The organism is Streptomyces sp. NPDC039462, from assembly GCF_055639375.1.
Genome location: NZ_JBVKAO010000006.1, coordinates 203,625 through 226,417 on the forward strand (window position 1 = coordinate 203,625; position 22,793 = coordinate 226,417).

Here is a 22,793-nt window from a genome sequence, read left to right on the forward strand (position 1 = left end):
TCCGGGAACCGTACGCGTGTGCCGTACCCTCGTCCCCAGTCAGGTACCTAGGTTGAGGGACTCACGTGGCAGAGGCGGAGCGCATCATCGGTACGCCGGACATCCCTGAGGCGGCCGGGGACGAGTCGGAGCACTCCGGTTCGGACTCCGACGAGACGGCGGCGGGCGGTCGGGACGGGCAGCGGGACGAGGCCGGGACCGGCGGCAGGGGCAAGCGCAAGATCGCCGTGCTGTTCACGGTGGCCGTCGTCGCGTACGCCCTGGACCTGATCAGCAAGATGATCGTGGTGGCGAAGCTGGAGCACCACGACTCGATCGAGCTGATCGGCGACTGGCTGCGCCTCTCCGCCATCCGGAACGCGGGCGCGGCCTTCGGCTTCGGCGAGGCCTTCACCGTGATCTTCACCTGCATCGCCGCGGCGGTCATCGTGGTGATCGCCCGGCTCGCCCGCAAGCTGTACAGCCTGCCGTGGGCGATCGCGCTCGGCCTGCTGCTCGGCGGCGCGCTCGGCAACCTCACCGACCGCCTCTTCCGCTCGCCCGGCGTCTTCGAGGGCGCGGTCGTCGACTTCATCGCCCCGAAGGGCTTCGCGGTCTTCAACCTCGCGGACTCGGCGATCGTCTGCGGCGGCATCCTGATCGTGCTGCTGTCCTTCCGCGGCCTCGACCCGGACGGCACCGTCCACAAGGACTGAGGCCCCGCCGGAGCGCCCCCGGGTGCCCTGTGGTGCGGGAGTGTCGGTGCGCTCCTGCATACTCAATGGGTGAGCACGATTCCCGAGATCCGTACCCTGCCCGTGCCGGACGGCCTGGAGGGCGAGCGCGTCGACGCCGCCATCTCGCGCATGTTCGGGTTCTCCCGTACGAAGGCCGCCGAGCTCGCCGCGGCGGGGAAGGTCTCGGTCGACGGCTCGGTGGTCGGCAAGTCCGAGCGGGTGCACGGCGGCGCCTGGCTGGAAGTGGAGATGCCGCAGGCACCCGCTCCGGTGCAGATCGTCGCCGAGCCCGTCGAGGGCATGGAGATCGTGCATGACGACGACGACATCGTCGTGATCGTCAAGCCGGTCGGCGTGGCCGCGCACCCGAGCCCGGGCTGGACGGGGACGACCGTGATCGGCGGTCTCGCGGCGGCCGGTTACCGCATCTCGACCTCCGGCGCCGCCGAGCGCCAGGGCATCGTGCACCGCCTGGACGTCGGCACGTCGGGCCTGATGGTCGTCGCCAAGTCGGAGCGTGCGTACACCTCGCTGAAGCGCCAGTTCAAGGAGCGCACGGTCGACAAGCGGTACAACGCGCTCGTGCAGGGCCACCCCGACCCGATGAGCGGCACCATCGACGCCCCCATCGGCCGCCACCCGAACCACGACTACAAGTGGGCGGTCACCGCCGAGGGCAAGCCCTCCGTCACGCACTACGACCTCATCGAGGCGTTCCGCGCGGCCTCCCTGCTCGACATCAAGCTGGAGACCGGCCGCACGCACCAGATCCGCGTCCACATGTCGGCCCACCGGCACCCCTGCGTGGGCGACCTGACGTACGGCGCGGACCCCACGCTCGGCAAGCGCCTCGGCCTCACGCGCCAGTGGCTGCACGCGGTCCGGCTCGGCTTCGAGCACCCGGGCGACGGCCAGTGGGTGGAGTACGAGAGCGGCTATCCCGACGACCTCCAGCTGGCGCTGGACCGGGTGCGGGCGGAGAGCGCGTGACCGGTGTGACGGTCCGGGTCGCCCGGGACGCGGACGACCTGGAGGCCTGCTTCGCGGTCCGCAAGGACGTCTTCGTGGCCGAGCAGCAGGTGCCCGAAGAGCTCGAGTACGACGCGTACGACGCCGACGCGGTGCACGTCCTGGCCGTGCGCGAGGACGGCGTGCCGCTCGGCACGGGACGGCTCCTGACCGGGGCCGCCGCCGCGGCGAAGAACGGCGGCGAGGCCGGAGTGGGCGCGCTCGGCCGGCTCGCCGTGACGCGGTCCGCGCGCGGGCTCGGCGTGGGGGCATCGCTGGTCGCGGCCATCGAGGACGCGGCACGCGCGCGTGGCCTGACAGCCGTGGACCTGCACGCACAGACGCACGCCCTGGGTTTCTACGAACGCCTGGGGTACGAGGCGTACGGACCGGAATTCCCGGACGCGGGCATCCCGCACCGGGCGATGCGCAAGTCGCTGACCCGCTAGCCGCGGGGCATTGGTCCGGTTGGCGGGGAATGCGTGGCAGGGTTGAGGTCTTGATCGTCCAAGCCTCGACCGCCGGAGGGCACACCCGTGGATCAACTGGCACTGGTGCTCATCTTGCTGCTCGGTGCTGTGCTCACCGTGCCCCTGGGGGACCGGCTCGGGCTGCCGGCGCCCGTTCTCATGACGCTGGTGGGGATCGGCATGGCCCTGCTGCCGTTCGTGCCCAACGTCGAGATCCCGCCGGACTACATCCTTCCGCTGGTGCTCCCGCCGCTGCTCTACGCCTCCGTGCAGCGCACGTCCTGGCGGCAGTTCACGGCCAACATCCGGCCGATCTTCCTGCTCGCCGTGGCGCTCGTGTTCGTGACGACGGCGGCCGTCGCCGCGATGGCCAACTCCATCGTGCCGGGGCTGCCGATCGCGGCGGCCGTGGCGCTCGGGGCGCTCGTCGCGCCGCCCGACCCCGTGGCCGCGACCGCGGTCGCCGGGTCGCTCGGGCTGCCGCGCAGGCTCGTGTCGATCCTGGAGGGCGAGGGGCTCTTCAACGACGTCACGGCGATCGTGCTCTACCACGTGGCGATCGCGGCGGCGGTGAGCGGCACCTTCTCCTGGCCCTCCGCCGTGGGGCTCCTGGTGCTCTCGGCCGTGGTCGCCATCGCCGTCGGCCTCGTGCTCGGCTGGCTCACCAACAAGCTCATGGGGCTGCTCGGTGACGCCACCCTGCAGACCGGCCTGACGCTCCTCGTGCCGTTCGTCAGCTACGTCCTCGCCGAGGAGCTGCTCGGCTCCGGCGTGCTCGCCGTCCTCACCACCGCGCTCTACCTCGCCGAGAACGCCGTCGACGCCGACGACGTGCTCGGACGCATCACTGGGCAGACCTTCTGGCAGATCGTCGACACCCTGGTCACCGGCATCGCCTTCGGGCTCATCGGCCTCGAACTGCACAACGTCTTCGGCATCGCGAACGACCGCGAGTGGCACATGTTCGGCTGGGGCGCGGCGGTCGTCGCGGTCGTCGTCGGCGTACGACTGCTGTGGCTGCTGCCCGCGACCTGGCTGGCCAAGCGGCTGCACAAGCGGCGCGACGTCGACGAGGAGATCCCGACCACGTGGCGGGAGACCGTCGTCATGTGGTGGTCGGGGATGCGGGGCGTGGCGTCCGTCGCGCTGGCGCTCGCCATTCCGCTCAAGACGGACGACGGGAGCCCGTTCCCCGCCCGCGACGAGATCATCTTCCTCGCGTTCTGCGTCATCATGGCGACCCTCGTCGTGCAGGGGCTCACCCTGCCCTGGCTGGTGCGGAAGCTCGGGGTGCGCGCCGACGCCGACGCGGAGCGCGAGCTGGAGCGCACGCTCGCGCTCCGCGCCGCCAAGGCCGCCAAGCGCCGCCTCAAGGAGATCCAGGAGGTCGAGGAGCTCCCCGACGACGTCAGCGAGCGGCTCCAGCGGGGCGCCCTCGACATCGGCACCAGGATCAGCCCCGACCTGCTCGACGACGAGCGGCGCGAGCGGTACGCCAAGCGCGTCGACCGGCTGAAGGCCGTCCAGCGCATCCAGCGCGAGATGATGTCGGCCGCCCGCCACGAAGTGCTCGCCGCGCGCAGCGAGGCCGGAGCCGACCCGGAGGTCGTCGACCGGGTCCTGCACCACCTCGACGTACGCAGCCTGCGCTGACAGCCTGTGCGCGGCTCTAGCCGCGGCCGGTGCGCGGGGACTTCGGCGCGAGGTGGAGCGGGCGGTGGCCGTTCGGGGTCGGCTCCGCGGGGGCCGTGTTGATCCGCGGCAGCGCGTACGGATGGTGCTCGGTGAGCCACTGGATGAGCTGTTCGCGCACCATGACCCGCACGGTCCAGATGTCGTCCGCGTCCTTCGCGGTGACCAGGGCGCGGACCTGCATGGTGCTCGGCGTCGTGTCCGTGACGGCGAGCCCCCAGTCCCGGCCGTCCCACGCCGCGCAGTCCCGCAGGATGTCCTGGAGCTTCGCGCGCATCTTGTGGACCGGCGCCGAGTGGTCCAGGTGGAAGAAGACCGTGCCGGTCATCTGCGCGCCGCCCCGCGACCAGTTCTCGAAGGGCCGCGAGGTGAAGTACGACACGGGCATGGTGATCCGGCGCTCGTCCCAGGTGCGCACCGCGAGGAACGTCAGGGTGATCTCCTCCACGGTGCCCCACTCGCCCTCCACCACGACGGTGTCCCCGATGCGCACCATGTCGCCGAAGGCGATCTGCAGGCCCGCGAAGAGGTTGCCGAGGGTGGACTGGGCGGCGACACCGGCGACGATGCCGAGGATGCCCGCGGAGGCCAGCAGGGAGGTGCCGGCGGCCTGCATGGCGGGGAAGGTCAGGAGCATCGCGGCGGTCGCCACCACGGCGACGATCGCGGTGACGACCCGCTGGATGAGCGTCACCTGCGTACGGACCCTGCGGACCCGGGCCGGGTCGCGGTGGACCGCGGCGTAGCGCGCGTACGTGGACTCGACTATCGCCGCGGCGATCCGCACGACCAGCCAGGCCGTGGAGCCGATGAGCACGAGGGACAGGATCCGCCCGATGGCCGCCGAGTGGTCCTTGGCGAGCTCGGCATGGCCGTAGGTGCCTCTCAGCAGGGCGGCGCACAGGACGACGTGGAAGGGGACGCGGCAGCGGCGCAGCAGACCCCACAGCGGGGTCTCGTGATGCCGTTCGTCGGCCCGGCGCATAGCGAAGTCGACCAGCCAGCCGACCAGCACTGTGAGCACGACCGAGCCGCCGATCACGATCAACGGACGCAGTACGTTCTCCATGCCTCCGAGAGTAGGGGCATGGAGTGCCTGGGCGGGGAGGGGGCCCTGGCGGATGGCACGATGGCTCCATGAACATCGTGCTTTTCCATTCGACGTACGGCCTGCGGCCGGCGGTGCACGCGGCGGCCGACCGGCTGCGCGGCGCCGGACACGAGGTGTGGACCCCCGACCTCTTCGAGGGCCGCGTCTTCGACGACGTCGAGGAAGGCAGGGCCTTTCAGAACGAGCTCGGCAAGGACGAGATCCTGAAGCGGGCGATCCTCGCCGCCGCGCCCTACTCCGAGCGCGGGCTCGTGTACGCGGGCTTCTCGCTCGGCGCCGCGACCGCGCAGACCCTCGCCCTCGGCGACGAGAAGGCGCGCGGCCTGCTGCTCCTGCACGGCACGTCCGACCTCGCGGAGAACGCGTCCGTCGACGAGCTGCCCGTGCAGCTGCACGTCGCCGAGCCCGACCCCTTCGAGTCCGACGACTGGCTGAGCGCCTGGTACCTCAGGATGGGCCGGGCCGGGGCCGATGTGGAGATCTACCGCTACGCGGGCGCGGGGCACCTCTACACCGACCCGGACCTCGACGACTACGACGCCGAGGCCGCGGAGGCGACGTGGCGCACGGCGCTGGGCTTCCTGGAGACGCTCTAGTCCGTGGCCGCTCGGTTCAGCGGACGGGGGCGTGCACCCGCTCCACCTTCTGCGTGCCGCTGCGCGTGCGGTACGAACGGGTCCAGGACGAGGTCGCCCCGGGATCGGTCCGGTCCGAGACGACGTAGTAGTCCATCTGCGAACGCTCGGCGGTGACGTCGAGGACTCCGTAGCCGTGCGAGTCCATGTCCAGCCACTTCACATGGCGGTTGGCGGCCTTGAGCGCGCCCGCGGCCACGAGGGAGACGGTGTGCGGGGCGACGCCCAGCATGTCGTCGATGTTGTCGGAGCTCACCGAGGTGACCACGAACTCCGTGGCGGCGGACGGTGAGAGCGGGTACGTGGCCGCCTTGACCGGTACGTCGTTCGCCCAGGCCATGTGGATGTCGCCGGTCAGGAAGACGGTGTTCCGGATGTTCCGGTCGCGCAGGTGGGCGATGAGCTCCTTGCGGTCGTCCGTGTAGCCGTCCCACTGGTCGGCGTTGATGGCCAGGCCCTCCTTGGGGAGGCCGAGCAGCTCCGCCAGCGGCTCCAGGAGATGGGCGGGCAGCGAGCCGAAGGCGACCGGCGAGATCATCACCGAGGTCCCGACCAGTTTCCAGGCCGCCTCCGAGGACGCCAGGCCCGACTTGAGCCAGTCGAGCTGGGCGCGACCGGTGAGCGTGCGGTCCGGGTCGTCGACCGCGCCGCTGCCGAAGCCCGCCTGCTCGGAGCGGAAGGACCGCAGGTCGAGCAGGTGCAGATCCGCGAGCTTCCCGAAGCGGACGCGGCGGTAGACGGTGCCTTCGGTGGAGGGGCGCACGGGCATCCACTCGAAGTAGGCCTGCTTGGCCGCGGCCATGCGCCCCGCCCAGCCGCCCTCGGTCTCCGGGGAGTGGTTCACGGCCCCGCCCGACCAGGCGTTGTCGGCGAACTCGTGGTCGTCCCAGATCGCGATGACGGGGTGCGCCGCGTGCATCGCCTGCGCGTCGGGGTCGGTCTTGTGGACGCCGTGCCGGGTGCGGTAGTCGGCGAGCGTCTGGATCTCGTGCCTCGGCTCGTGCGGTCGGACGACGTGCTCGGGGGACGGGTACTCGCCGCTCTTGTACTCGTATATGTAGTCCCCGAGGTGGAGGACCGCGTCGAGGTCGGTGCGGGCCGCGAGGTGGCGGTAGGCGGAGAAGTGGCCCGCCTCCCAGTTGGCGCAGGACACCACACCGAAGCGGACGCCGTGCGCGGAGGCGTCGTGCGCTGGGGTGGTGCGGGTACGCCCCACGGGGGAGCGGACGTCTCCTACGGAGAAGCGGAAGTAATACGTGGTCGCCTGGCGCAGGCCCCTTACATCGGCCTTGACCGTGTGGTCGGCCGCGACCCGCGCGGTGGTGCTGCCGTGCGCCACGACCTGGGTGAACCCCTTGTCCTCCGCGACCTCCCACACCACTTCTGTGTCGGGGCCTTTGCCGGACCCCGGTACGGCGTCCGGCGTGGGGGTCACGCGGGTCCAGAGCAGGACGCCGTCGGGCAACGGGTCCCCGGAGGCCACTCCGTGGTGGAAGGCGGGTCTTTCTGCGGCGTGCGCGGGTATGGAGGCGAGCGGCGCGGCGAGCGCGGCGCCGGCGGCCGCCACCTTGACGACGGTACGGCGGCTCGGGGCGGAGGAGTGGGGCGCAGGGGTGCTGAACGCCGGGGAGTTGAGCGACGACTGAAGATCGTTTCGACTGGTCACGGACGATCACGATACTGATCGGTAATCGCGAGAGGGGGGCGAACTCGTCAAGTTCGCCCCCCTCTTGAGTACTGTTCAGCCGGCTACTTCGTGACGCCCGCCTTCTTCAGGGCGGCCTTCCAGGCGTCGGGGGTCTTCGGCGTCTCGACCACCTTGCCGTTGATCTTGATGGTCGGGGTGGACTGCACGCCCTCGGCCGACTGGAAGGAGTCGCTCATCTTGAGGGCCCAGGGGTCGAAGGTCCCCTTCTCGACGGCGCTCTTGAACTTCTTGTTGTCCTTGAGGGCGTCCACGGTGTTCGCCACCTTGATGAGGTACTCGTCCTTCGCGAACTCGTCGGTGGATTCCGTCGGGTGGTACTTGGTCGAGAACAGGGCGGTCTTGTACTCCAGGAACGCCTCGGGGCTGACGTTCAGCGCGGCGCCGAGCGCGCTGAGGGCGTTCTTCGACCCTTCGCCCGAGAGGTTGTTGTCGAGGAACGTCCCGATGGTGAAGTTCAGCTTGTAGTCGCCGTCCTTCATGCCCTTGTCGATCGCGGAGCCGATGGACTGCTCCATGGCCGCGCAGCCGGGGCAGCGCGGGTCCTCGTACAGGTGGACCGTGTTCTTCGTGTCCGACTTGCCGATCGTGACCGTGGTGCCGTCCTCGCCCGAGGTGTTCGCGGGCTTGACGACCTTCTTGTCCTTGGCCTCTTCCCAGTAACCGGGCTTGTTGGACTGCATGACGGCGTAGCCGACGCCGCCCGCGATCGCGAGGACGCCGACGATCGAGACGCCGACGATGACGGCACGCTTCCGCTTCTCCCGCTTGCGCTCGGCTTCCTGCTGGGCGCGGATCCGCTCGCGGGCGGCGGACTTGGCGGCCTGGCTGTTGCGCTTGCTCATGATCTTTTTCTCCGTGTGGGTGAACTGCGTGGGGGTGCTGTGCTCAGGCGAAGACGGCCGAGCACGGCGGTCCACGCCGCCCCACGAAGTGCACGAGCAGCCGCGTGCGCGCCGCCCGCACCCGGCGCGCGGGGCGCGGGGCGCGGCGGACCGGCGTGCGGAAGGTGGTGACCGCGGCGACCGCGATCAGCAGGGGCCGGAAGGTCGCGGCGGCGACCGCGCGGAGCAGCTGGGCCAGCGCCCGCTCGCCGCGCCGTAGCCAGGCCGCCGCGAGGAGGCCCACGCCGACGTGCGCGCCGAGCAGCAGCCAGGCGGCGGCCGGGTCCACGTCGGCCAGCAGCACGGCGGCGCCGTGCCCGTCCGCCGTCATCCGGGCCAGGGGCGATCCCACGGGCGCCCCGCCGCACAGCACGTCGAAGCCGACGGAGCGCAGCGGACCCGCGACGGGACCGCCCGCCTCGCCGTAACAGACGTGCTGGCCCGCGGTGAACACCGTGTCGGCGGCCAGTTCGAGAGGGATCAGCAGGGTCGCGATCCGTCCGTATCCCCGCTCGCGCCCCGCCATCGCGTACGCGATGAGGAAGACGGGGGCGGCGATCGCCGCGACGGTGGTCAGCGGCAGGGGGACACGGGACAGCAGCACGTGCGACGCGGCGGAGAGCGTCACGACGAATGCCGTGAACAGCGCCGCGCGCACGGCTCTGAGCTGGGTCCCGGATATGTCCATCGCGGAGGAGTGTGCCATGTGTTCCTGTGGGAGGCCCATAAAGGGTGCCTATGAGCCCCTCGGGCCTCCGTGCGCCTACAGGCCCGGAATGCGGCCGTTGCGGAACAGGTCGACGAAGATCTGGTGGTCCGCACGCGCGCGTGCGCCGTAGCTGTGCGCGAAGTCCACGAGCAGGTCGGCGAAGCCGTCCTCGTCGGCCGCGATGGCGGCGTCGATGGCGCGCTCCGTGGAGAACGGCACCAGGTCCGAGTGCCCGCTCTCGTCGTCCGCCGCGGCGTGCATCGTGGCGGTGGCGCGGCCCAGGTCGGCGACGACCGCGGAGATCTCCTCCAGGTCGTCGATGTCCGACCAGTCCAGGTCCACGGCGTACGGCGAGACCTCGGCGACGAGCTGTCCCGCGCCGTCCAGCTCGGTCCAGCCGAGCCACGGGTCGGCGTGCGCCTGGAGGGCGCGCTGCGAGATGACGGTGCGGTGCCCCTCGTGCTGGAAGTAGTCACGGACCGCGGGGTCCGTGATGTGGCGGGAGACGGCGGGGGTCTGGGCCTGCTTGAGGTAGATCACGACGTCGTTCTCCAGGGCGTCGCTGTTGCCCTCCAGGAGGATGTTGTACGAGGGCAGGCCGGCGGAGCCTATGCCGATGCCGCGGCGGCCGACGACGTCCTTCACGCGGTACGAATCGGGGCGGGTGAGGGAGGACTCCGGGAGGGTCTCCAGATAGCCGTCGAACGCGGCGAGGACCTTGTAGCGCGTGGCCGCGTCGAGCTCGATGGAGCCGCCGCCCGGCGCGAAGCGGCGCTCGAAGTCGCGGATCTCCGTCATCGAGTCGAGCAGTCCGAAGCGGGTCAGGGAGCGGGCGTCGCGCAGCGCGTCCAGGAGGGCGCCCTGGGCGGTGTCCAGCGTGAAGGGCGGCACCTCGTCGCTCTTGGCGCCCGTCGCGAGGTCGTGGACGCGCTCGCGGTACGCCGCGGCGTAGGTCCGCACGAGGTCGGTGATCTGCTCGTCGCTGAGCGCCTTCGTGTACCCGATCAGGGCGACGGAGGCGGCGAAGCGCTTCAGGTCCCAGGTGAAGGGGCCGACGTACGCCTCGTCGAAGTCGTTCACGTTGAAGATCAGGCGGCCCTGGGAGTCCATGTACGTGCCGAAGTTCTCCGCGTGCAGGTCGCCGTGGATCCACACCCGGCCCGTGCGGTCGTCCAGATAGGGCCCGCCGTGCTGCTCGCGCTCCAGGTCGGCGTAGAACAGGCAGGCCGTGCCGCGGTAGAACGCGAAGGCGGAGGAGGCCATCTTCCGGAACTTCACCCGGAACGCGGCGGGGTCCGCGGCGAGCAGCTCGCCGAACGCGGTGTCGAAGACGGCGAGGATCTGCTCGCCGCGCTGCTCAGCGCTGGGCTGCGGGACCGACATCGCTGGGTGCCTCCTGGTACAGGGTGATGCGTGACATGGGGGGCGGATGGGCCGCCCCTGGGGCGGACGGGCCCGCCGGTGGGGCGGACGATCCGCCCGTGGGACGGATGGTCCGCCCCTTCCAACGCTCGACCGTACTCCCGAGTGCCCGCCGACTGTCAGCGCCCCGGATTAGACTTCCACGCTGACCCCCCAGACTGTCCGCAGCCTGTTCCCCAGCGTTCTCCGGAGGCCTCCCGTCGTGACAAAGCCGCCCTTCACGCACCTGCACGTGCACACTCAGTACTCGCTGCTCGACGGTGCCGCGCGGCTGAAGGACATGTTCAACGCGTGCAACGAGATGGGCATGACCCATATCGCGATGTCCGACCACGGCAACCTCCACGGGGCGTACGACTTCTTCCACTCGGCGCAGAAGGCGGGCGTGACGCCGATCATCGGCATCGAGGCGTACGTGGCGCCGGAGTCGCGCAGGAACAAGCGGAAGATCCAGTGGGGCCAGCCCCACCAGAAGCGCGACGACGTGTCCGGTTCGGGTGGTTACACGCACAAAACGATCTGGGCGGCGAACAAGACCGGTCTGCACAACCTCTTCCGGCTCTCCTCGGACGCCTACGCGGAAGGCTGGCTCCAGAAGTGGCCGCGCATGGACAAGGAGACGATCTCCCAGTGGTCCGAGGGGCTGATCGCCTCCACCGGATGTCCCTCGGGTGAGCTCCAGACGCGACTGCGGCTCGGCCAGTTCGACGAGGCGCTGAAGTCGGCGGCGGAGTACCAGGAGATCTTCGGCAAGGACCGGTACTTCCTGGAGCTGATGGACCACGGCATCGAGATCGAGCGCCGGGTCCGCGACGGCCTCCTCGAGATCGGCAAGAAGCTCGGCATCCCGCCCCTGGTGACGAACGACTCGCACTACACCTACGCGCACGAGTCGACCGCCCACGACGCCCTGCTCTGCATCCAGACCGGCAAGAACCTCTCGGACCCGGACCGCTTCCGCTTCGACGGCACCGGTTACTACCTGAAGTCGACCGACGAGATGTACGCCATCGACTCGTCCGACGCCTGGCAGGAGGGCTGCCGCAACACGCTCCTGGTCGCCGAGCAGATCGACACCACGGGGATGTTCGAGAAGCGCGACCTGATGCCGAAGTTCGACATCCCGGAGGGCTTCACCGAGGTCACCTGGTTCCAGGAGGAGGTCCGCCGCGGCATGGAGCGCCGCTATCCGGGCGGTGTCCCCGAGGACCGGCAGAAGCAGGCCGAGTACGAGATGGACATCATCATCCAGATGGGGTTCCCCGGGTACTTCCTCGTGGTCGCCGACTTCATCATGTGGGCCAAGAACAACGGCATCGCGGTCGGCCCCGGCCGAGGCTCCGCGGCCGGCTCGATCGTCGCGTACGCCATGGGCATCACCGACCTCGACCCGATCACGCACGGACTGATCTTCGAGCGGTTCCTCAACCCCGAGCGCGTCTCCATGCCCGATGTCGACATCGACTTCGACGAGCGCAGGCGCGTCGAGGTGATCAGGTACGTGACCGAGAAGTACGGCGCCGACAAGGTCGCCATGATCGGCACGTACGGAAAGATCAAGGCGAAGAACGCCATCAAGGACTCCGCGCGCGTGCTCGGATATCCGTACGCGATGGGTGACCGCCTCACCAAGGCGATGCCCGCCGACGTCCTCGGCAAGGGCATCGACCTCGACGGCATCACCAACCCCTCGCACCCGCGCTACAGCGAGGCGGGCGAGATCCGGGGGATGTACGAGAACGAACCGGACGTGAAGAAGGTCATCGACACCGCGAAGGGCGTCGAGGGCCTGGTCCGGCAGATGGGTGTGCACGCGGCCGGCGTGATCATGTCCAGCGAGCCGATCGTCGACCACGCCCCGCTCTGGACCCGGCACACCGACGGCGTGACCATCACGCAGTGGGACTACCCCCAGTGCGAGTCGCTCGGCCTGCTCAAGATGGACTTCCTGGGCCTGCGCAACCTCACCATCATGGACGACGCCGTCAAGATGGTGCGCGCCAACAAGGGCATCGACCTGGAGATGCTCTCCCTCCCGCTCGACGACCCGAAGACCTTCGAACTGCTCTGCCGCGGTGACACGCTCGGCGTCTTCCAGTTCGACGGCGGCCCGATGCGCTCGCTGCTGCGCCAGATGCAGCCCGACAACTTCGAGGACATTTCCGCCGTCTCGGCCCTGTACCGGCCGGGCCCGATGGGCATGAACTCGCACACGAACTACGCCGAGCGCAAGAACGGCCGCCAGGAGATCACGCCGATCCACCCGGAGCTCGAAGAGCCCCTGAAGGAGACGCTCGGCCTCACCTACGGCCTCATCGTGTACCAGGAGCAGGTGCAGAAGGCCGCCCAGATCGTCGCGGGCTACAGCCTCGGCGAAGCCGACATCCTGCGCCGCGTGATGGGCAAGAAGAAGCCCGAGGAGCTGGAGAAGAACTTCGTCCTCTTCCAGGCAGGCGCCCGGAAGAACGGCTATTCGGACGAGGCCATCCAGGCCCTGTGGGACGTCCTGGTCCCCTTCGCCGGCTACGCCTTCAACAAGGCGCACTCCTCCGCGTACGGCCTCGTCACCTACTGGACCGCCTACCTGAAGGCGAACCACCCGGCCGAGTACATGGCCGCGCTCCTCACCTCGGTGAAGGACGACAAGGACAAGTCGGCCGTCTATCTCAACGAGTGCCGCCGCATGGGCATCAAGGTCCTCCCGCCGAACGTGAACGAGTCCGTGCACAACTTCGCCGCCCAGGGCGACGACGTGATCCTCTTCGGCCTCGAGGCCGTCCGCAACGTCGGTACGAACGTGGTGGAGTCGATCATCCGCTCGCGCAAGGCGAAGGGGAAGTTCACCTCCTTCCCGGACTACCTGGACAAGGTCGAGGCCGCCGCCTGCAACAAGCGCACCACGGAATCGCTCATCAAGGCGGGCGCCTTCGACACCATGGGCCACACCCGCAAGGGCCTCACCGCGCAGTACGAGCCGATGATCGACAACGTGGTCGCGGTGAAGCGGAAGGAGGCCGAGGGCCAGTTCGACCTCTTCGGAGGCATGGGCGACGAGTCCGGCGGCGACGAGCCCGGCTTCGGGCTCGACGTGGAGTTCTCCGAGGACGAGTGGGAGAAGACCTACCTCCTCGCCCAGGAGCGGGAGATGCTCGGTCTGTACGTCTCCGACCACCCGCTCTTCGGCCTGGAGCACGTCCTCTCCGACAAGGCGGACGCGGGCATCGGACAGCTCACCGGCGGTGACTTCTCCGACGGGTCCGTCGTCACCATCGGCGGCATCATCTCGGGCCTGCAGCGCAAGATGACCAAGCAGGGCAACGCCTGGGCCATCGCCACCGTCGAGGACCTCGCGGGCTCCATCGAGTGCATGTTCTTCCCCGCGACGTACCAGCTGGTGTCGACGCAACTCGTCGAGGACGCGGTGGTCTTCGTCAAGGGCCGCCTCGACAAGCGCGAGGACGTGCCGCGGCTCGTCGCGATGGAGCTCCAGGTCCCCGACCTGTCGAACGCCGGGACCAACGCGCCCGTGATCATCACCATCCCGACCGTCAAGGTCAGCCCGCCCATGGTCCAGCGCCTCGGCGAGGTCCTCAGCCACCACCGGGGCAACAGCGAGGTGCGGATCAAGCTCCAGGGGGCGCAGAAGACCACCGTGCTCCGGCTCGACCGGCACCGCGTCAAGCCGGACCCGGCGCTCTTCGGCGACCTGAAGGTGCTGCTCGGCCCGTCCTGCCTGGCGGGCTGACCCGGCCTGCGGCCGAGAGGCCGCCGACCCACGACTGAGCCGACGCACGACTGAGCCGACCCACGACTGAGGGGCGCACCCGGGAGACCGGGTGCGCCCCTCATGTGTGCCTGGATGTGTGTCAGTTGTGGCCGAAGCGACGCTGGTGTTTACGGGCAACATCGGCAGGGCTGCCCTGAGCCTGCGACTGCATCGCCGACTGGGCATCGGTGGCGGCCGTCTTGGCCTGCTCCTGCGCCTGCTCGGCCTGCGAGGCGCGGTTCTGGTCGCCGCCCTGCTTGCGATTCTTGTTCTTGGCCATGGTGATCTTCCTCCTGAAGGGGATCTGGGGGCCAGGACGCGATCAGATTCACATACCGCAACCAAGAGCGCATTTCGGAGAATTACCGTGCGTAATAAGGCCTGTGGGAGGGCGATCCGCGGATGCGCCACGCCGAAGATCGAGTTCCGGCCGTTAACCTCCGCCGGGTCGGGCAGACTCGAAGGTGAACCCGACGCGGACCCGCACCCCTGATTCGTTGTCCTTACAGGGTGTCTTCGTGGGACTTCGAGGGAACGTCCAGAGACCTCCGGGCAGGGAAAGAGGGTGGACCGCGTGGATCGCTGCATCGTCCTGGTGGACGCCGGGTATCTGCTGGGTGCCGCCGCGAGTCTCCTCGCGGGCGAGCCCTCCAGGTCCCGGATCACCGTCGATCACACCGCCCTGATCCAGGGGCTTCGCGAGCGCGCGGAGGCGGACACCGAGCGCCCCCTGCTGCGCATCTACTGGTTCGACGGCGCCCCCGACCGGGTCCCGCAGCCCGAGCACCGGCGGCTGCGCGTCATGCCCCGCGTGACGGTCCGGCTCGGCGCCCTGACCCGCAGCGACGGACGGTGGGCCCAGAAGGGCGTCGACGCCGCCATGCACGCCGAGCTGACCGAACTGGCCCGCAACCGCGCCTGCTCCGACGTCGTGCTCGTCACCGGCGACGGCGACCTGCTGCCCGGCATGATGGCCGCCAAGGAGCACGGCGTCGCCGTCCACCTGTGGGCCGTCCAGGCCGCCGACGGCGACTACAACCAGTCCGAGGACCTGGTCGCCGAGGCCGACGAGCGGCGCGTGCTCGACCGGGCCTGGATCACCAAGGCCGTCCGCCCCAAGGAGCTCACCGGCAGCTGCGCGCCGCCGCCCGCGCCGCGTCCCGAGATCGCCGCGATCCTCTCGGCGCCCCTCCCGGAGTCCGCCCTCGCCGCCGCAGCGCAGCGCGCCGAGGAGGAGACCCCCGCCCGGCACGCCGAACCCGCCGCGAACGGCCGGCAGGCCGACGACGCCCGCGTCCCCCCGGGCAAGGGCGTCCCCACCCCCAAGGACCTCGCCGCCCTGCGCGCCCCCGGCATCCAGCAGCCCGCCCAGCACCCCACGAACGCGACGCTGCGCTGGTCCTCCGACAAGGGCTGGATCGAGCGGCCCGGCGGCGCGGCCGAGAGCACCGAGGCCGCCGCCCTGCCGACCCTCGCCCAGCTGACCACGGCCGAGCAGCGCTGGGCCGACCGCGAGGAGGACATCACCACCGTCGGCGGCGACCCCTACGAGGTCGGACAGGTGTTCGCGCGGCGCTGGATGGCGCGCCTCCCGGAACAGCACAACCTGCAGAAACTCTCGACGATGTACCCGCGCATCCCGCACCGCATCGACGGCGAGCTGCTCCGCTACGCGGCGCGGTTCGGCCTCCTCGCCCACAAGGACGACCAGATCGACGAGCACGACCGGTACGCGATCAGGGCGGGTTTCTGGCGCGAGGTCGACGTGCGGACGGCCGCCGAGCACGCGCCCGCGGGGGACCGCGCAGGTGACTGACACGGGCCGTACGGGCCGCCCCGGGCGTCGCCCGCGCCCGTGGACCCCGTAGGCTCGTCCTTCGTGAGTACGCGCCCGGCACCGGCAGTCCGACAGGGACTCCGTCAGGAACACGGCAACGACGCCGTCTGCGCGGTGCGCGACCTGGTGAAGACCTATCCCGCCGCCCGCGCCCGACGCGGCAGGCCCGCGACCCCCGAGGTCCGCGCCACCGACGGCATCGGTCTGACGGTCGGCCGCGGCGAGATCTTCGGCCTGCTCGGCCCCAACGGCGCCGGCAAGTCCACCCTCGTACGCCAGCTGACCGGCCTGATGCGGCCCGACAGCGGGAGCGTCGAGATCCTCGGCCACGACATCGTGCGCCACCCCGAGCGGGCCGCGCGCCTCCTCGCGTACCTGGGCCAGGAGTCCACCGCCCTCGACGAGCTGACCGTGTCGCTCGCCGTCGAGACGACCGGGCGGCTGCGCGGCCTCGACGTGCCGCGGGCCCGGGCCGAGCGGGACGCGGTCCTCACGGAGCTCGGACTGACCGCGCTGGCCTCGCGGCCGCTGAAGAAGCTCTCCGGCGGGCAGCGCAGGCTCGCCTGCTTCGCCACCGCGCTGGTGGGGGAGCGGCCGCTGCTCGTCCTCGACGAGCCGACCACCGGCATGGACCCCGTCGCGCGGCGCGCCGTCTGGGCGGCGATCGACTCGCGGCGCGCCGAGCGCGGGACGACGGTCGTGCTGGTCACGCACAACGTGATCGAGGCCGAGACCGTCCTCGACCGGGTCGCCGTCCTCGACCAGGGCAAGGTCATCGCCTGCGACAGCCCGGCCGGGCTGAAGGAGAAGGTCGCCGACGAGGTCCGGGTGGAGCTGGTGTGGCGGGAGCGGCCGCCGCTCGGCGTCCCCGAAGTGGCCGCGCTGCGCTCCCTCGCCGTCGAGTCGGGGCGGCGCTGGACCCTGCGCCTCGCGCCCGACGCGGCGCGGGCCGCCGTCGCCGCGGTGACCGGCGGCGCCGCGTTCGCCGCGCTCGACGACTTCACGCTGGCCACGCCGAGCCTGGAGGACGTCTATCTCGCGCTGGGCGGGAGCGGACAGGGGTTGGTCAAGGCGTGACTCTTTCCGCGACTCGGTGCGGCTGTCCCCGCACCGCCGCTTGTAGGAACGAAGACGGAGGGGTTGTCCGGTGAGTGCGGTTCCCTTGGAAGCCGCCGTGCGGGCCGACGGCGGCCGTGCGGAGCGGGAGGCCGAAGGCCCCGCGCCCCTCGGGCCGCCGGCGCGGCTGTTCCCCGCGCTCTCGGCGGTCTACCGCGCCCAGCTGTCCCGGGCCAGGGTCGCCCGCATACCGCTGCTGTTCGTGGCGACCTTCCAGTCCGTCGGCATCATGATCCTGATGCGCGGCGTCGTCGACGGGGGCGGTGAGGCGCGGGCCGTCGTCGCCGGCTCCGCCGTGCTCGTCGTGGCGTTCGTCGCGCTCAACCTGCTCGCGCAGTACTTCGGACAGCTCCGCTCCGACGGAGGCCTCGACCACTACGCGACGCTGCCCGTGCCGCCCGCCGCCGTGGTCCTCGGGGCCGCGGCCGCGTACGCCTCCTTCACGGTGCCCGGCACCTTCGTCACGGCGATCGTCGGGTGCGGGCTCTTCGGGCTGCCGTTCACCCACCTGTGGGTGCTCCTCGCGGTGATCCCGCTGGCCGGTGCCGCGCTCGCCGGGCTCGGCGCGGCCCTCGGACTGCTCGCGCCACGGCCCGAACTGGCCACGCTCCTCGGCCAGATGGGCATGTCGGCGGCGCTGCTGCTCGGCGTGCTCCCGGCCGACCGCATGCCGACGCTGCTGCAGTACGCGCGTGACCTGCTGCCCTCGACGTACGGCGTGGAGGCCTTCGCCCGTACGTTCGGGCCGGATCCGGACTGGGCCGTCGTCGCGCTGGACCTCGCGGTCTGCGCGGGCGTCGGCGTGGTCTCCCTGGCCGTGGCCACGTGGGCTTTCCGCCGGGCGGCCGTCCGGTGACGCGCCGCACAGGGAGTGCTGGCACGATGTGGGGGTGACCGCACCGCATACACCCTCCCAACCGCCGCACGACCGCACCCCGCACGAGTCCTGGCAGGCAGCCGCGCAGCCGTCCGGAGCGACGTCTGCGCACGGCGCCGGGGAAGCCGGCGCCGGGATGAAGGACGAAGTGCTGCCGGCCGTGGTGACCATGGTCGTGGTGGCCGCCGGCGGAGTCCTGCTCGCGCTGCTGTGGACGTGGCTCGCGCCGCGGGTGCCGCTCGTCTCGGACGGCAAGGCGGTGTACCTCAAGGACACCGAGGGCGAGCAGGCGATGGGCGTAGACGGAACGTTTACGCTGCTCTCGCTCGGCTTCGGCCTCGTCAGCGGTGCCGTCGTCTTCCTGCTGCGCAGGCGCGGCGGGATCCCGCTGGTCGTGGGGCTCGCGCTCGGCAGCCTGTTCGGGGCGCTGATCGCGTGGAAGGCCGGCGTGTGGCTCGGTCCCGAGAAGGACGTCGTGGCGCACGCGAAGTCCGTCGGCAAGGGCGTCGTCTTCGACGCGCCGCTCGACCTCAAGGCCAAGGGCACGCTCCTCGCCTGGCCGGTGGCCGCGCTCGCCGTGCACCTCGGCCTCACCGGGCTCTTCGGACCGCGCGACCCGGAGCCGTACCCCGCGCCGGTGGCCTACCAGGGCCCCCAGGACGACGACTACCCCGAGGGCCTGCGCTCGGGCTCCTGAGGACGGCCTTCCGGACCGCTCCCAGACGGCCCGCGCCCCTAGGCGGGGCGCTTCCCGTGGTTGGCCTTGCGCTTCTTCGCCCGCCACTTCCGCATGCGCGTCTTCTTCGACATGCCCTCGGTACTAGTCCCGCCCGGGACATGTGTCGAGGGCGCTTTCACGTCGTCCGTCTCACGCCCGGCCGATGGGCGCGAGGACCGCGCCGGTGAGCTCCGCCAGGTCGCCCGGCGCCAGCTCCACCTCCAGGCCGCGGCGGCCCGCCGAGACGCAGACGGTGGCGTGCGCCGACGCCGAGTCGTCCAGGACCGTGCGCAGCCTCTTGCGCTGGCCGAGCGGGGAGATGCCGCCCCGCACATAGCCCGTGGTGCGCTCGGCGGCCGCCGGGTCGGCCATCACGGCCCGCTTGCCGGAGACCGCGGCGGCCAGGGCCTTCAGGTCGAGGGAGCCCGCGACGGGCACGACGGCCACGGTGAGCTCCCCGTCGACCTCGGCGACCAGCGTCTTGAAGACCCGGTCGGGGGAGACGCCCATGGCCTCGGCGGCCTCTTCGCCGTACGAGGGGTGGGACGGGTCGTGGTCGTAGGAGTGGACCGTGAACTCCGCGCCCGCCGCGGTGAGGGCCACCGTCGCCGGGGTCCCCGCCGACTGCTGCTTCTTCTGTTTCTTCGCCAAGGTGTCCGCGCCTTCCGTGGCTCAGTTGAGGCTGGTCGTCCCGCGCGTCAGGTCCGTCGCGGGCAGCGACGGCAGATTACGGATGATCGCGGTCTCGGAGCGAAGCGTTTTCAGCTCGTCCCGCAGCCGCGACGCGGTGTCCGGCGCCTCCAGGAGCCGCTGCTTGGTCGCGGTGTCCAGGACGGCCGCCGCGGCGACGAGGTACGACACGACGGACGGGTCGTCGGGCAGTTCGGCCCCCGTCGACAGGGAGCCCTCCCGCGCCCCGGCCAGCCGCTTCTGGTAGGAGCGGAAGGCCCGCAGGACGCCCTCGGCCAGGGCGCCCGCGCCGTCCCCCGGCTCCTCGGGCAGCTCCTCGACCTCGGCGGTGAGGAAGGCTCCCGAGGCGTCGACGGAGCGGACGCGCACGCGGGTCGTGCCGGTGGCGAGGACCTCGAAGCCGCCGTCGTCGCGCTCCCTGATCGTCGCTGCGCTCGCCACGCAGCCCACGGCGTGGAAGGCCTTGAGCGGGTCGCCGCCGAAGCCCGCCGCGGGGCCGTGCTCGGGCAGTGCCGTCGGGTCGGGGAGGCCGGGCGCGCTCGGCGCGACCTCCAGGCCGTCGCGGATCGCGACGACGGCGAACAGACGCTGCTCCTCCTCGGGGGTCTTGAGCAGTTCGCGCATCATGGCGCGATATCGCTCCTCGAAGACGTTCAGCGGCACGACGAGGCCGGGGAACAGCACCGAGTTGAGCGGAAAGAGCGGAAGCCGGGTGGTCACGACCGGCAAGCCTAATGCTCGCCGGAGGGGTCGCGTTCGCGCGGAGCGCGCAGCGGCGTCATCGAGGCCACTTCGATGCGTACGCCGTCCCGCAGCTCCAGGAACTGGCCGAGCGGATCGTCGGCCATCCGGTCCCAGGGGAACGACGTCGCGTACGGCCCGATCAGGCGCAGCTGCTCCAGGGCGTCGTCCCAGCGCTCCAGGCGGACCAGGACGTACGTGAGGAGGTTGCGGACCTCGGCGGGCCACGGGTCGCCGGCCTCGTACTCGTACGAGAGGGCGATGGCGAGGTCGGCGGCCGCGTCCAGGCGCTCGCGCGGCAGATTCCCCGAGGGGCTGGTCAGGTAGGCGAAGGCGGCCCGCGCCGGGAGGACCTGTATCAGCGAGCCGGGCAGCGCGTCGGCCGCGGCGCGCTCGGCGAAGTCGAAGCACTCGCGGTGCGAGCCGTACCAGGCGGCGGACAGGTACTGCAGGGCCGAGGCGTGGCAGCCGTAGTGGTACGAGGAGCGGCGCACCGCCTCCTCCCACAGTTTCTCGAAGACGGTGTGCGGGGCGTGCGTGCCGCGGGCGTGGTCCAGGGCGATCCGCCAGGGCACCGGGTCCCGCGGGTCGGCCTCGGCGGCGGCGGTGAGCAGCGGGCCCGACTCGCGCAGGAGCTCGGCGCGGGCCGGTGACTCCCAGCCGCGGACGACCGCGAGCTCGGCCTTGACCAGCAGGGCGTCCGGGTCGTGCGGGGACGCGCCGAGCCAGTCGTCGAACCACTCGGGGCGGGAGCGGGCGAAGGCGGCGAGGCGCGTGGTGTAGCGGTCGCGGTTCTCCCACTCGGCGGCCTCGCGGGTGGTGGCGAGGACCTTCGCGGCCGGGCCGTAGTCGCCGCGCCCCGCGGCGACCAGGGCGGGGGCGAGCCGCTCGTCGGGCACGTCGAGCAGCACCTCGTCGTCCGGCGGCAGCCCGGCGGCGAGCCGCGGGGTGTGCCGGAGCATGCGGGCGGTACGGATGAAGGCACGCAGCACCCGTGCCCTCCTTTGCGCCTCAACCGGCGCCGCTCGCGCGGGCTCGCCGGTCACCGTCGTGGTTGCTCTTTTGTTGGTCGCAGGGATGACGGCCGGGGGAGGGTGATGGTTGCCCGGCTGCGCATAACGGTTCGGCCGTCGCCGCCGGATGTCCGCCGCGAGCGGCACCGGATCTCAGTTGCGGCGCAGCAGCCGGGTGGCGCCCGCCGCGACCGTGGTGGCGAGGACCCAGCCGAGCAGGATCAGCGCGGTCGAGAACCACTGCCAGCCGCCGCGCAGCTGCCAGTAGGTGTCCTGGCCGAGGTTGATGACGGGCAGCAGCAGGTCGAGGGCGAAGAGCGCCGGGTTCCACTGCGGGTGCTCGCCGGGCTTGATCGCCGGATGGTCGGCGCGCGAGAACGCCACGGCGCTGACCGCCCACAGGACGGCCATCCAGACCGCGGCCCGGCCCGGCCGGTAGCCGTAGGCGACGGTCCAGTCCTGCGCGTACCCCCAGAGCTTCGCGGCCAGCGGCAGGGTCTCGCGGCGCCGGCGCTGCTTGGCGAGGAGGACCTCGCGGGCGTCGGCGTCCTCGCCGCCGTTGCGCAGGACGGCGGCGAGCTTCTCGTACGGCTCGGGGTTGTACTCGGCCGTCGCGGCAAGCACCCAGTCCAGGCGCCGGGAGAGCGGGAAGCTGCCCTGCGGCACGAGGTTCTCGTACGTGAATCCGCCCATCTGGAGGCCGCCGGGCCCGGGCCAGCTTGTCGCCCTGTCGATGAGGTTGACGACCTTGGCGCCGGACAGCACGACCTTGCCGCGCCGCGGCGCCTCGCCGAGGAAGCGGAGCTCGGGCGTCTGGACGCGGCGCAGCGAGATCTCCTGGTCCTGCCGGAGCGTGAAGCGGGCGTGCGCGAAGTCGATGGCGTCGCCGAAGCGGCCGTCGTCGAGACGGATGCCGCCCACGCACTCGAAGTGCTGCACGCGGGTGCCGCGGGCCGGTGTCGTGCCGCTGGTCTGCGGCGGATTGCCGACGGCCGCCGGGGTCAGGTACAGGGTGCGCTCGACGGTCATCTGGGGGGCGTTGAGGGCCTGCCTGCCGTACTGGTTGATCAGTCTGCTGCCGCGCAGGCTGAGCGAGACGCCGACCTTCGCGCCGCGCAGGCTCAGCTGGCCGTGCGACTCCATCATCTCGGCCTGGAGGTCCTGTCCGACGGTGAGGCCGTCGCCGGTGATGGACTGGCCGCGCCGGTCGCGGTAGACCACCGCCTGGTTGAGCAGCAGGTCGGTGCCGATGTGCGCGTCCGTGAGGCGGATGCCGTTGTGCACCCGGCAGCGCGGCAGGTGCAGATCGCCCTCGGTGTGCAGCCTGGCGGCCTCGATGCGGGGGATGGAGCAGTCGACGAGCCGCAGCGTCGCGAAGCGGGACTCGGGGAGCAGGACCTCCTTCTCGAAGCGGCAGTGCTTCATCTCCGTGTACGGGACGACCGTGCCGCCCGCGAGGTCGAGCGGATCGGTGATCTGCACGCCCGCCAGCTTCAGCGACGACACCCGGCCCGCGAGGGCGGGCGGCCCGTCCAGCAGCAGCCAGCACACGATGCGCGCCCGCACGCTGCGCTCGGGGCCCCAGGGGTGCCCGCCGTGCGGATCGTCGGCGGCGGGATCACCCGATCGGAGGTCGTAGACGCTGCCGTTCCGGAAGGCCTGCCACATGCCGATCTCCGCGGC

20 protein-coding genes are annotated in these 22,793 nt (G+C 71.3%); 10 read left to right on the top strand and 10 right to left on the bottom strand.

Annotated features, from left to right (window positions below; genetic code table 11):
- The first annotated feature begins 65 nt into the window (after positions 1–65).
- The 4 genes from lspA to ACZ7LU_RS29275 all read left to right on the top strand — a co-directional run bounded on the left by lspA (position 66) and on the right by ACZ7LU_RS29275 (position 3,847).
- The gene (lspA, locus tag ACZ7LU_RS29260) at positions 66–695 is read left to right on the top strand and encodes a signal peptidase II (protein WP_398307222.1); all 630 of its coding nucleotides are present in this window, start codon (positions 66–68) and stop codon (positions 693–695) included.
- Positions 696–764: 69 nt separating this feature from the next.
- Positions 765–1,706 (top strand): RluA family pseudouridine synthase, encoded by a 942-nt coding sequence (locus ACZ7LU_RS29265; protein WP_365356524.1) that lies wholly within the window; start codon positions 765–767, stop codon positions 1,704–1,706.
- Complete coding sequence (locus tag ACZ7LU_RS29270) at positions 1,703–2,173, top strand: GNAT family N-acetyltransferase (RefSeq protein WP_468310994.1); 471 nt, start codon at positions 1,703–1,705, stop codon at positions 2,171–2,173. Before ACZ7LU_RS29265 ends, ACZ7LU_RS29270 begins: the two co-directional genes overlap by 4 nt.
- A gap of 87 nt (positions 2,174–2,260) precedes the next feature.
- On the top strand, positions 2,261–3,847 hold the full coding sequence (locus ACZ7LU_RS29275; RefSeq protein ID WP_398307228.1) for a Na+/H+ antiporter: 1,587 nt from the start codon (positions 2,261–2,263) through the stop codon (positions 3,845–3,847).
- Positions 3,848–3,863: 16 nt separating this feature from the next.
- Here the strand turns inward: ACZ7LU_RS29275 and ACZ7LU_RS29280 are convergent, their stop codons facing one another.
- A complete protein-coding gene (locus ACZ7LU_RS29280; protein WP_398307230.1) occupies positions 3,864–4,955 on the bottom strand; it encodes a mechanosensitive ion channel family protein in 1,092 nt (363 codons plus the stop codon).
- Between the two features lie 68 nt (positions 4,956–5,023).
- On the opposite strand from ACZ7LU_RS29280, the gene ACZ7LU_RS29285 reads away from it, so the two are divergent.
- A complete protein-coding gene (locus ACZ7LU_RS29285) occupies positions 5,024–5,593 on the top strand; it encodes a dienelactone hydrolase family protein (protein WP_398307232.1) in 570 nt (189 codons plus the stop codon).
- Between the two features lie 16 nt (positions 5,594–5,609).
- Here the strand turns inward: ACZ7LU_RS29285 and ACZ7LU_RS29290 are convergent, their stop codons facing one another.
- The 4 genes from ACZ7LU_RS29290 to ACZ7LU_RS29305 form a co-directional block, all read right to left on the bottom strand.
- Entirely contained in the window at positions 5,610–7,199 is a 1,590-nt protein-coding gene (locus tag ACZ7LU_RS29290) for an alkaline phosphatase D family protein (RefSeq protein WP_471918604.1), read from the bottom strand.
- Positions 7,200–7,381: 182 nt separating this feature from the next.
- Entirely contained in the window at positions 7,382–8,182 is an 801-nt protein-coding gene (locus ACZ7LU_RS29295) for a DsbA family protein (protein WP_398307236.1), read from the bottom strand.
- A 43-nt stretch (positions 8,183–8,225) separates the two neighbouring features.
- A complete protein-coding gene (locus ACZ7LU_RS29300) occupies positions 8,226–8,909 on the bottom strand; it encodes a hypothetical protein (protein WP_398307797.1) in 684 nt (227 codons plus the stop codon).
- Positions 8,910–8,984: 75 nt separating this feature from the next.
- Entirely contained in the window at positions 8,985–10,313 is a 1,329-nt protein-coding gene (locus ACZ7LU_RS29305; protein WP_471918461.1) for a DUF2252 domain-containing protein, read from the bottom strand.
- Positions 10,314–10,554: 241 nt separating this feature from the next.
- Here ACZ7LU_RS29305 and dnaE point away from each other — a divergent pair, with 241 nt between their 5' ends.
- Entirely contained in the window at positions 10,555–14,097 is a 3,543-nt protein-coding gene (gene dnaE, locus ACZ7LU_RS29310; protein WP_398307240.1) for a DNA polymerase III subunit alpha, read from the top strand.
- Positions 14,098–14,218: 121 nt separating this feature from the next.
- Here the strand turns inward: dnaE and ACZ7LU_RS29315 are convergent, their stop codons facing one another.
- Positions 14,219–14,398, bottom strand: a complete 180-nt coding sequence (locus ACZ7LU_RS29315) for a hypothetical protein (protein WP_398307242.1) — start codon at positions 14,396–14,398, stop codon at positions 14,219–14,221.
- Positions 14,399–14,692: 294 nt separating this feature from the next.
- On the opposite strand from ACZ7LU_RS29315, the gene ACZ7LU_RS29320 reads away from it, so the two are divergent.
- The 4 genes from ACZ7LU_RS29320 (at position 14,693) to ACZ7LU_RS29335 (ending at position 18,645) form a co-directional block, all read left to right on the top strand.
- A complete protein-coding gene (locus ACZ7LU_RS29320) occupies positions 14,693–15,934 on the top strand; it encodes an NYN domain-containing protein (protein WP_398307244.1) in 1,242 nt (413 codons plus the stop codon).
- Positions 15,935–15,997: 63 nt separating this feature from the next.
- On the top strand, positions 15,998–17,032 hold the full coding sequence (locus ACZ7LU_RS29325; protein WP_471918462.1) for an ABC transporter ATP-binding protein: 1,035 nt from the start codon (positions 15,998–16,000) through the stop codon (positions 17,030–17,032).
- 70 nt (positions 17,033–17,102) lie between these two features.
- Entirely contained in the window at positions 17,103–17,927 is an 825-nt protein-coding gene (locus ACZ7LU_RS29330; RefSeq protein ID WP_398307248.1) for an ABC transporter permease, read from the top strand.
- A 34-nt stretch (positions 17,928–17,961) separates the two neighbouring features.
- Positions 17,962–18,645 carry a DUF2567 domain-containing protein gene (locus tag ACZ7LU_RS29335; RefSeq protein WP_471918463.1) on the top strand — a complete coding sequence of 228 codons (684 nt, stop codon included), beginning with the start codon at positions 17,962–17,964 and terminating at the stop codon, positions 18,643–18,645.
- Positions 18,646–18,816: 171 nt separating this feature from the next.
- Here the strand turns inward: ACZ7LU_RS29335 and ybaK are convergent, their stop codons facing one another.
- The 4 genes from ybaK to ACZ7LU_RS29355 form a co-directional block, all read right to left on the bottom strand.
- The gene (ybaK, locus tag ACZ7LU_RS29340) at positions 18,817–19,317 is read right to left on the bottom strand and encodes a Cys-tRNA(Pro) deacylase (protein ID WP_471918464.1); all 501 of its coding nucleotides are present in this window, start codon (positions 19,315–19,317) and stop codon (positions 18,817–18,819) included.
- Between the two features lie 21 nt (positions 19,318–19,338).
- Positions 19,339–20,085, bottom strand: coding sequence for an LON peptidase substrate-binding domain-containing protein (locus ACZ7LU_RS29345; protein ID WP_468083640.1), 747 nt, complete (start codon positions 20,083–20,085; stop codon positions 19,339–19,341).
- A gap of 2 nt (positions 20,086–20,087) precedes the next feature.
- Positions 20,088–21,059 carry a hypothetical protein gene (locus ACZ7LU_RS29350; protein ID WP_468083956.1) on the bottom strand — a complete coding sequence of 324 codons (972 nt, stop codon included), beginning with the start codon at positions 21,057–21,059 and terminating at the stop codon, positions 20,088–20,090.
- Between the two features lie 204 nt (positions 21,060–21,263).
- The gene (locus tag ACZ7LU_RS29355; RefSeq protein WP_398307801.1) at positions 21,264–22,778 is read right to left on the bottom strand and encodes an oxidoreductase; all 1,515 of its coding nucleotides are present in this window, start codon (positions 22,776–22,778) and stop codon (positions 21,264–21,266) included.
- Positions 22,779–22,793 lie beyond the last annotated feature (15 nt).

What these genes read in the sequence shown, in the direction of transcription:
- ACZ7LU_RS29280 (WP_398307230.1), bottom strand. Translation starts at nt 4,955, where the DNA reads ATGGAGAACGTACTGCGTCCGTTGATCGTGATCGGCGGCTCGGTCGTG.
- ACZ7LU_RS29285 (WP_398307232.1), top strand. Translation starts at nt 5,024, where the DNA reads ATGAACATCGTGCTTTTCCATTCGACGTACGGCCTGCGGCCGGCGGTG.
- ACZ7LU_RS29300 (WP_398307797.1), bottom strand. Translation starts at nt 8,909, where the DNA reads ATGGACATATCCGGGACCCAGCTCAGAGCCGTGCGCGCGGCGCTGTTC.
- ACZ7LU_RS29295 (WP_398307236.1), bottom strand. Translation starts at nt 8,182, where the DNA reads ATGAGCAAGCGCAACAGCCAGGCCGCCAAGTCCGCCGCCCGCGAGCGG.
- ACZ7LU_RS29315 (WP_398307242.1), bottom strand. Translation starts at nt 14,398, where the DNA reads ATGGCCAAGAACAAGAATCGCAAGCAGGGCGGCGACCAGAACCGCGCC.
- ACZ7LU_RS29355 (WP_398307801.1), bottom strand. Translation starts at nt 22,778, where the DNA reads ATGTGGCAGGCCTTCCGGAACGGCAGCGTCTACGACCTCCGATCGGGT.
- ACZ7LU_RS29305 (WP_471918461.1), bottom strand. Translation starts at nt 10,313, where the DNA reads ATGTCGGTCCCGCAGCCCAGCGCTGAGCAGCGCGGCGAGCAGATCCTC.
- ACZ7LU_RS29350 (WP_468083956.1), bottom strand. Translation starts at nt 21,059, where the DNA reads ATGCTCCGGCACACCCCGCGGCTCGCCGCCGGGCTGCCGCCGGACGAC.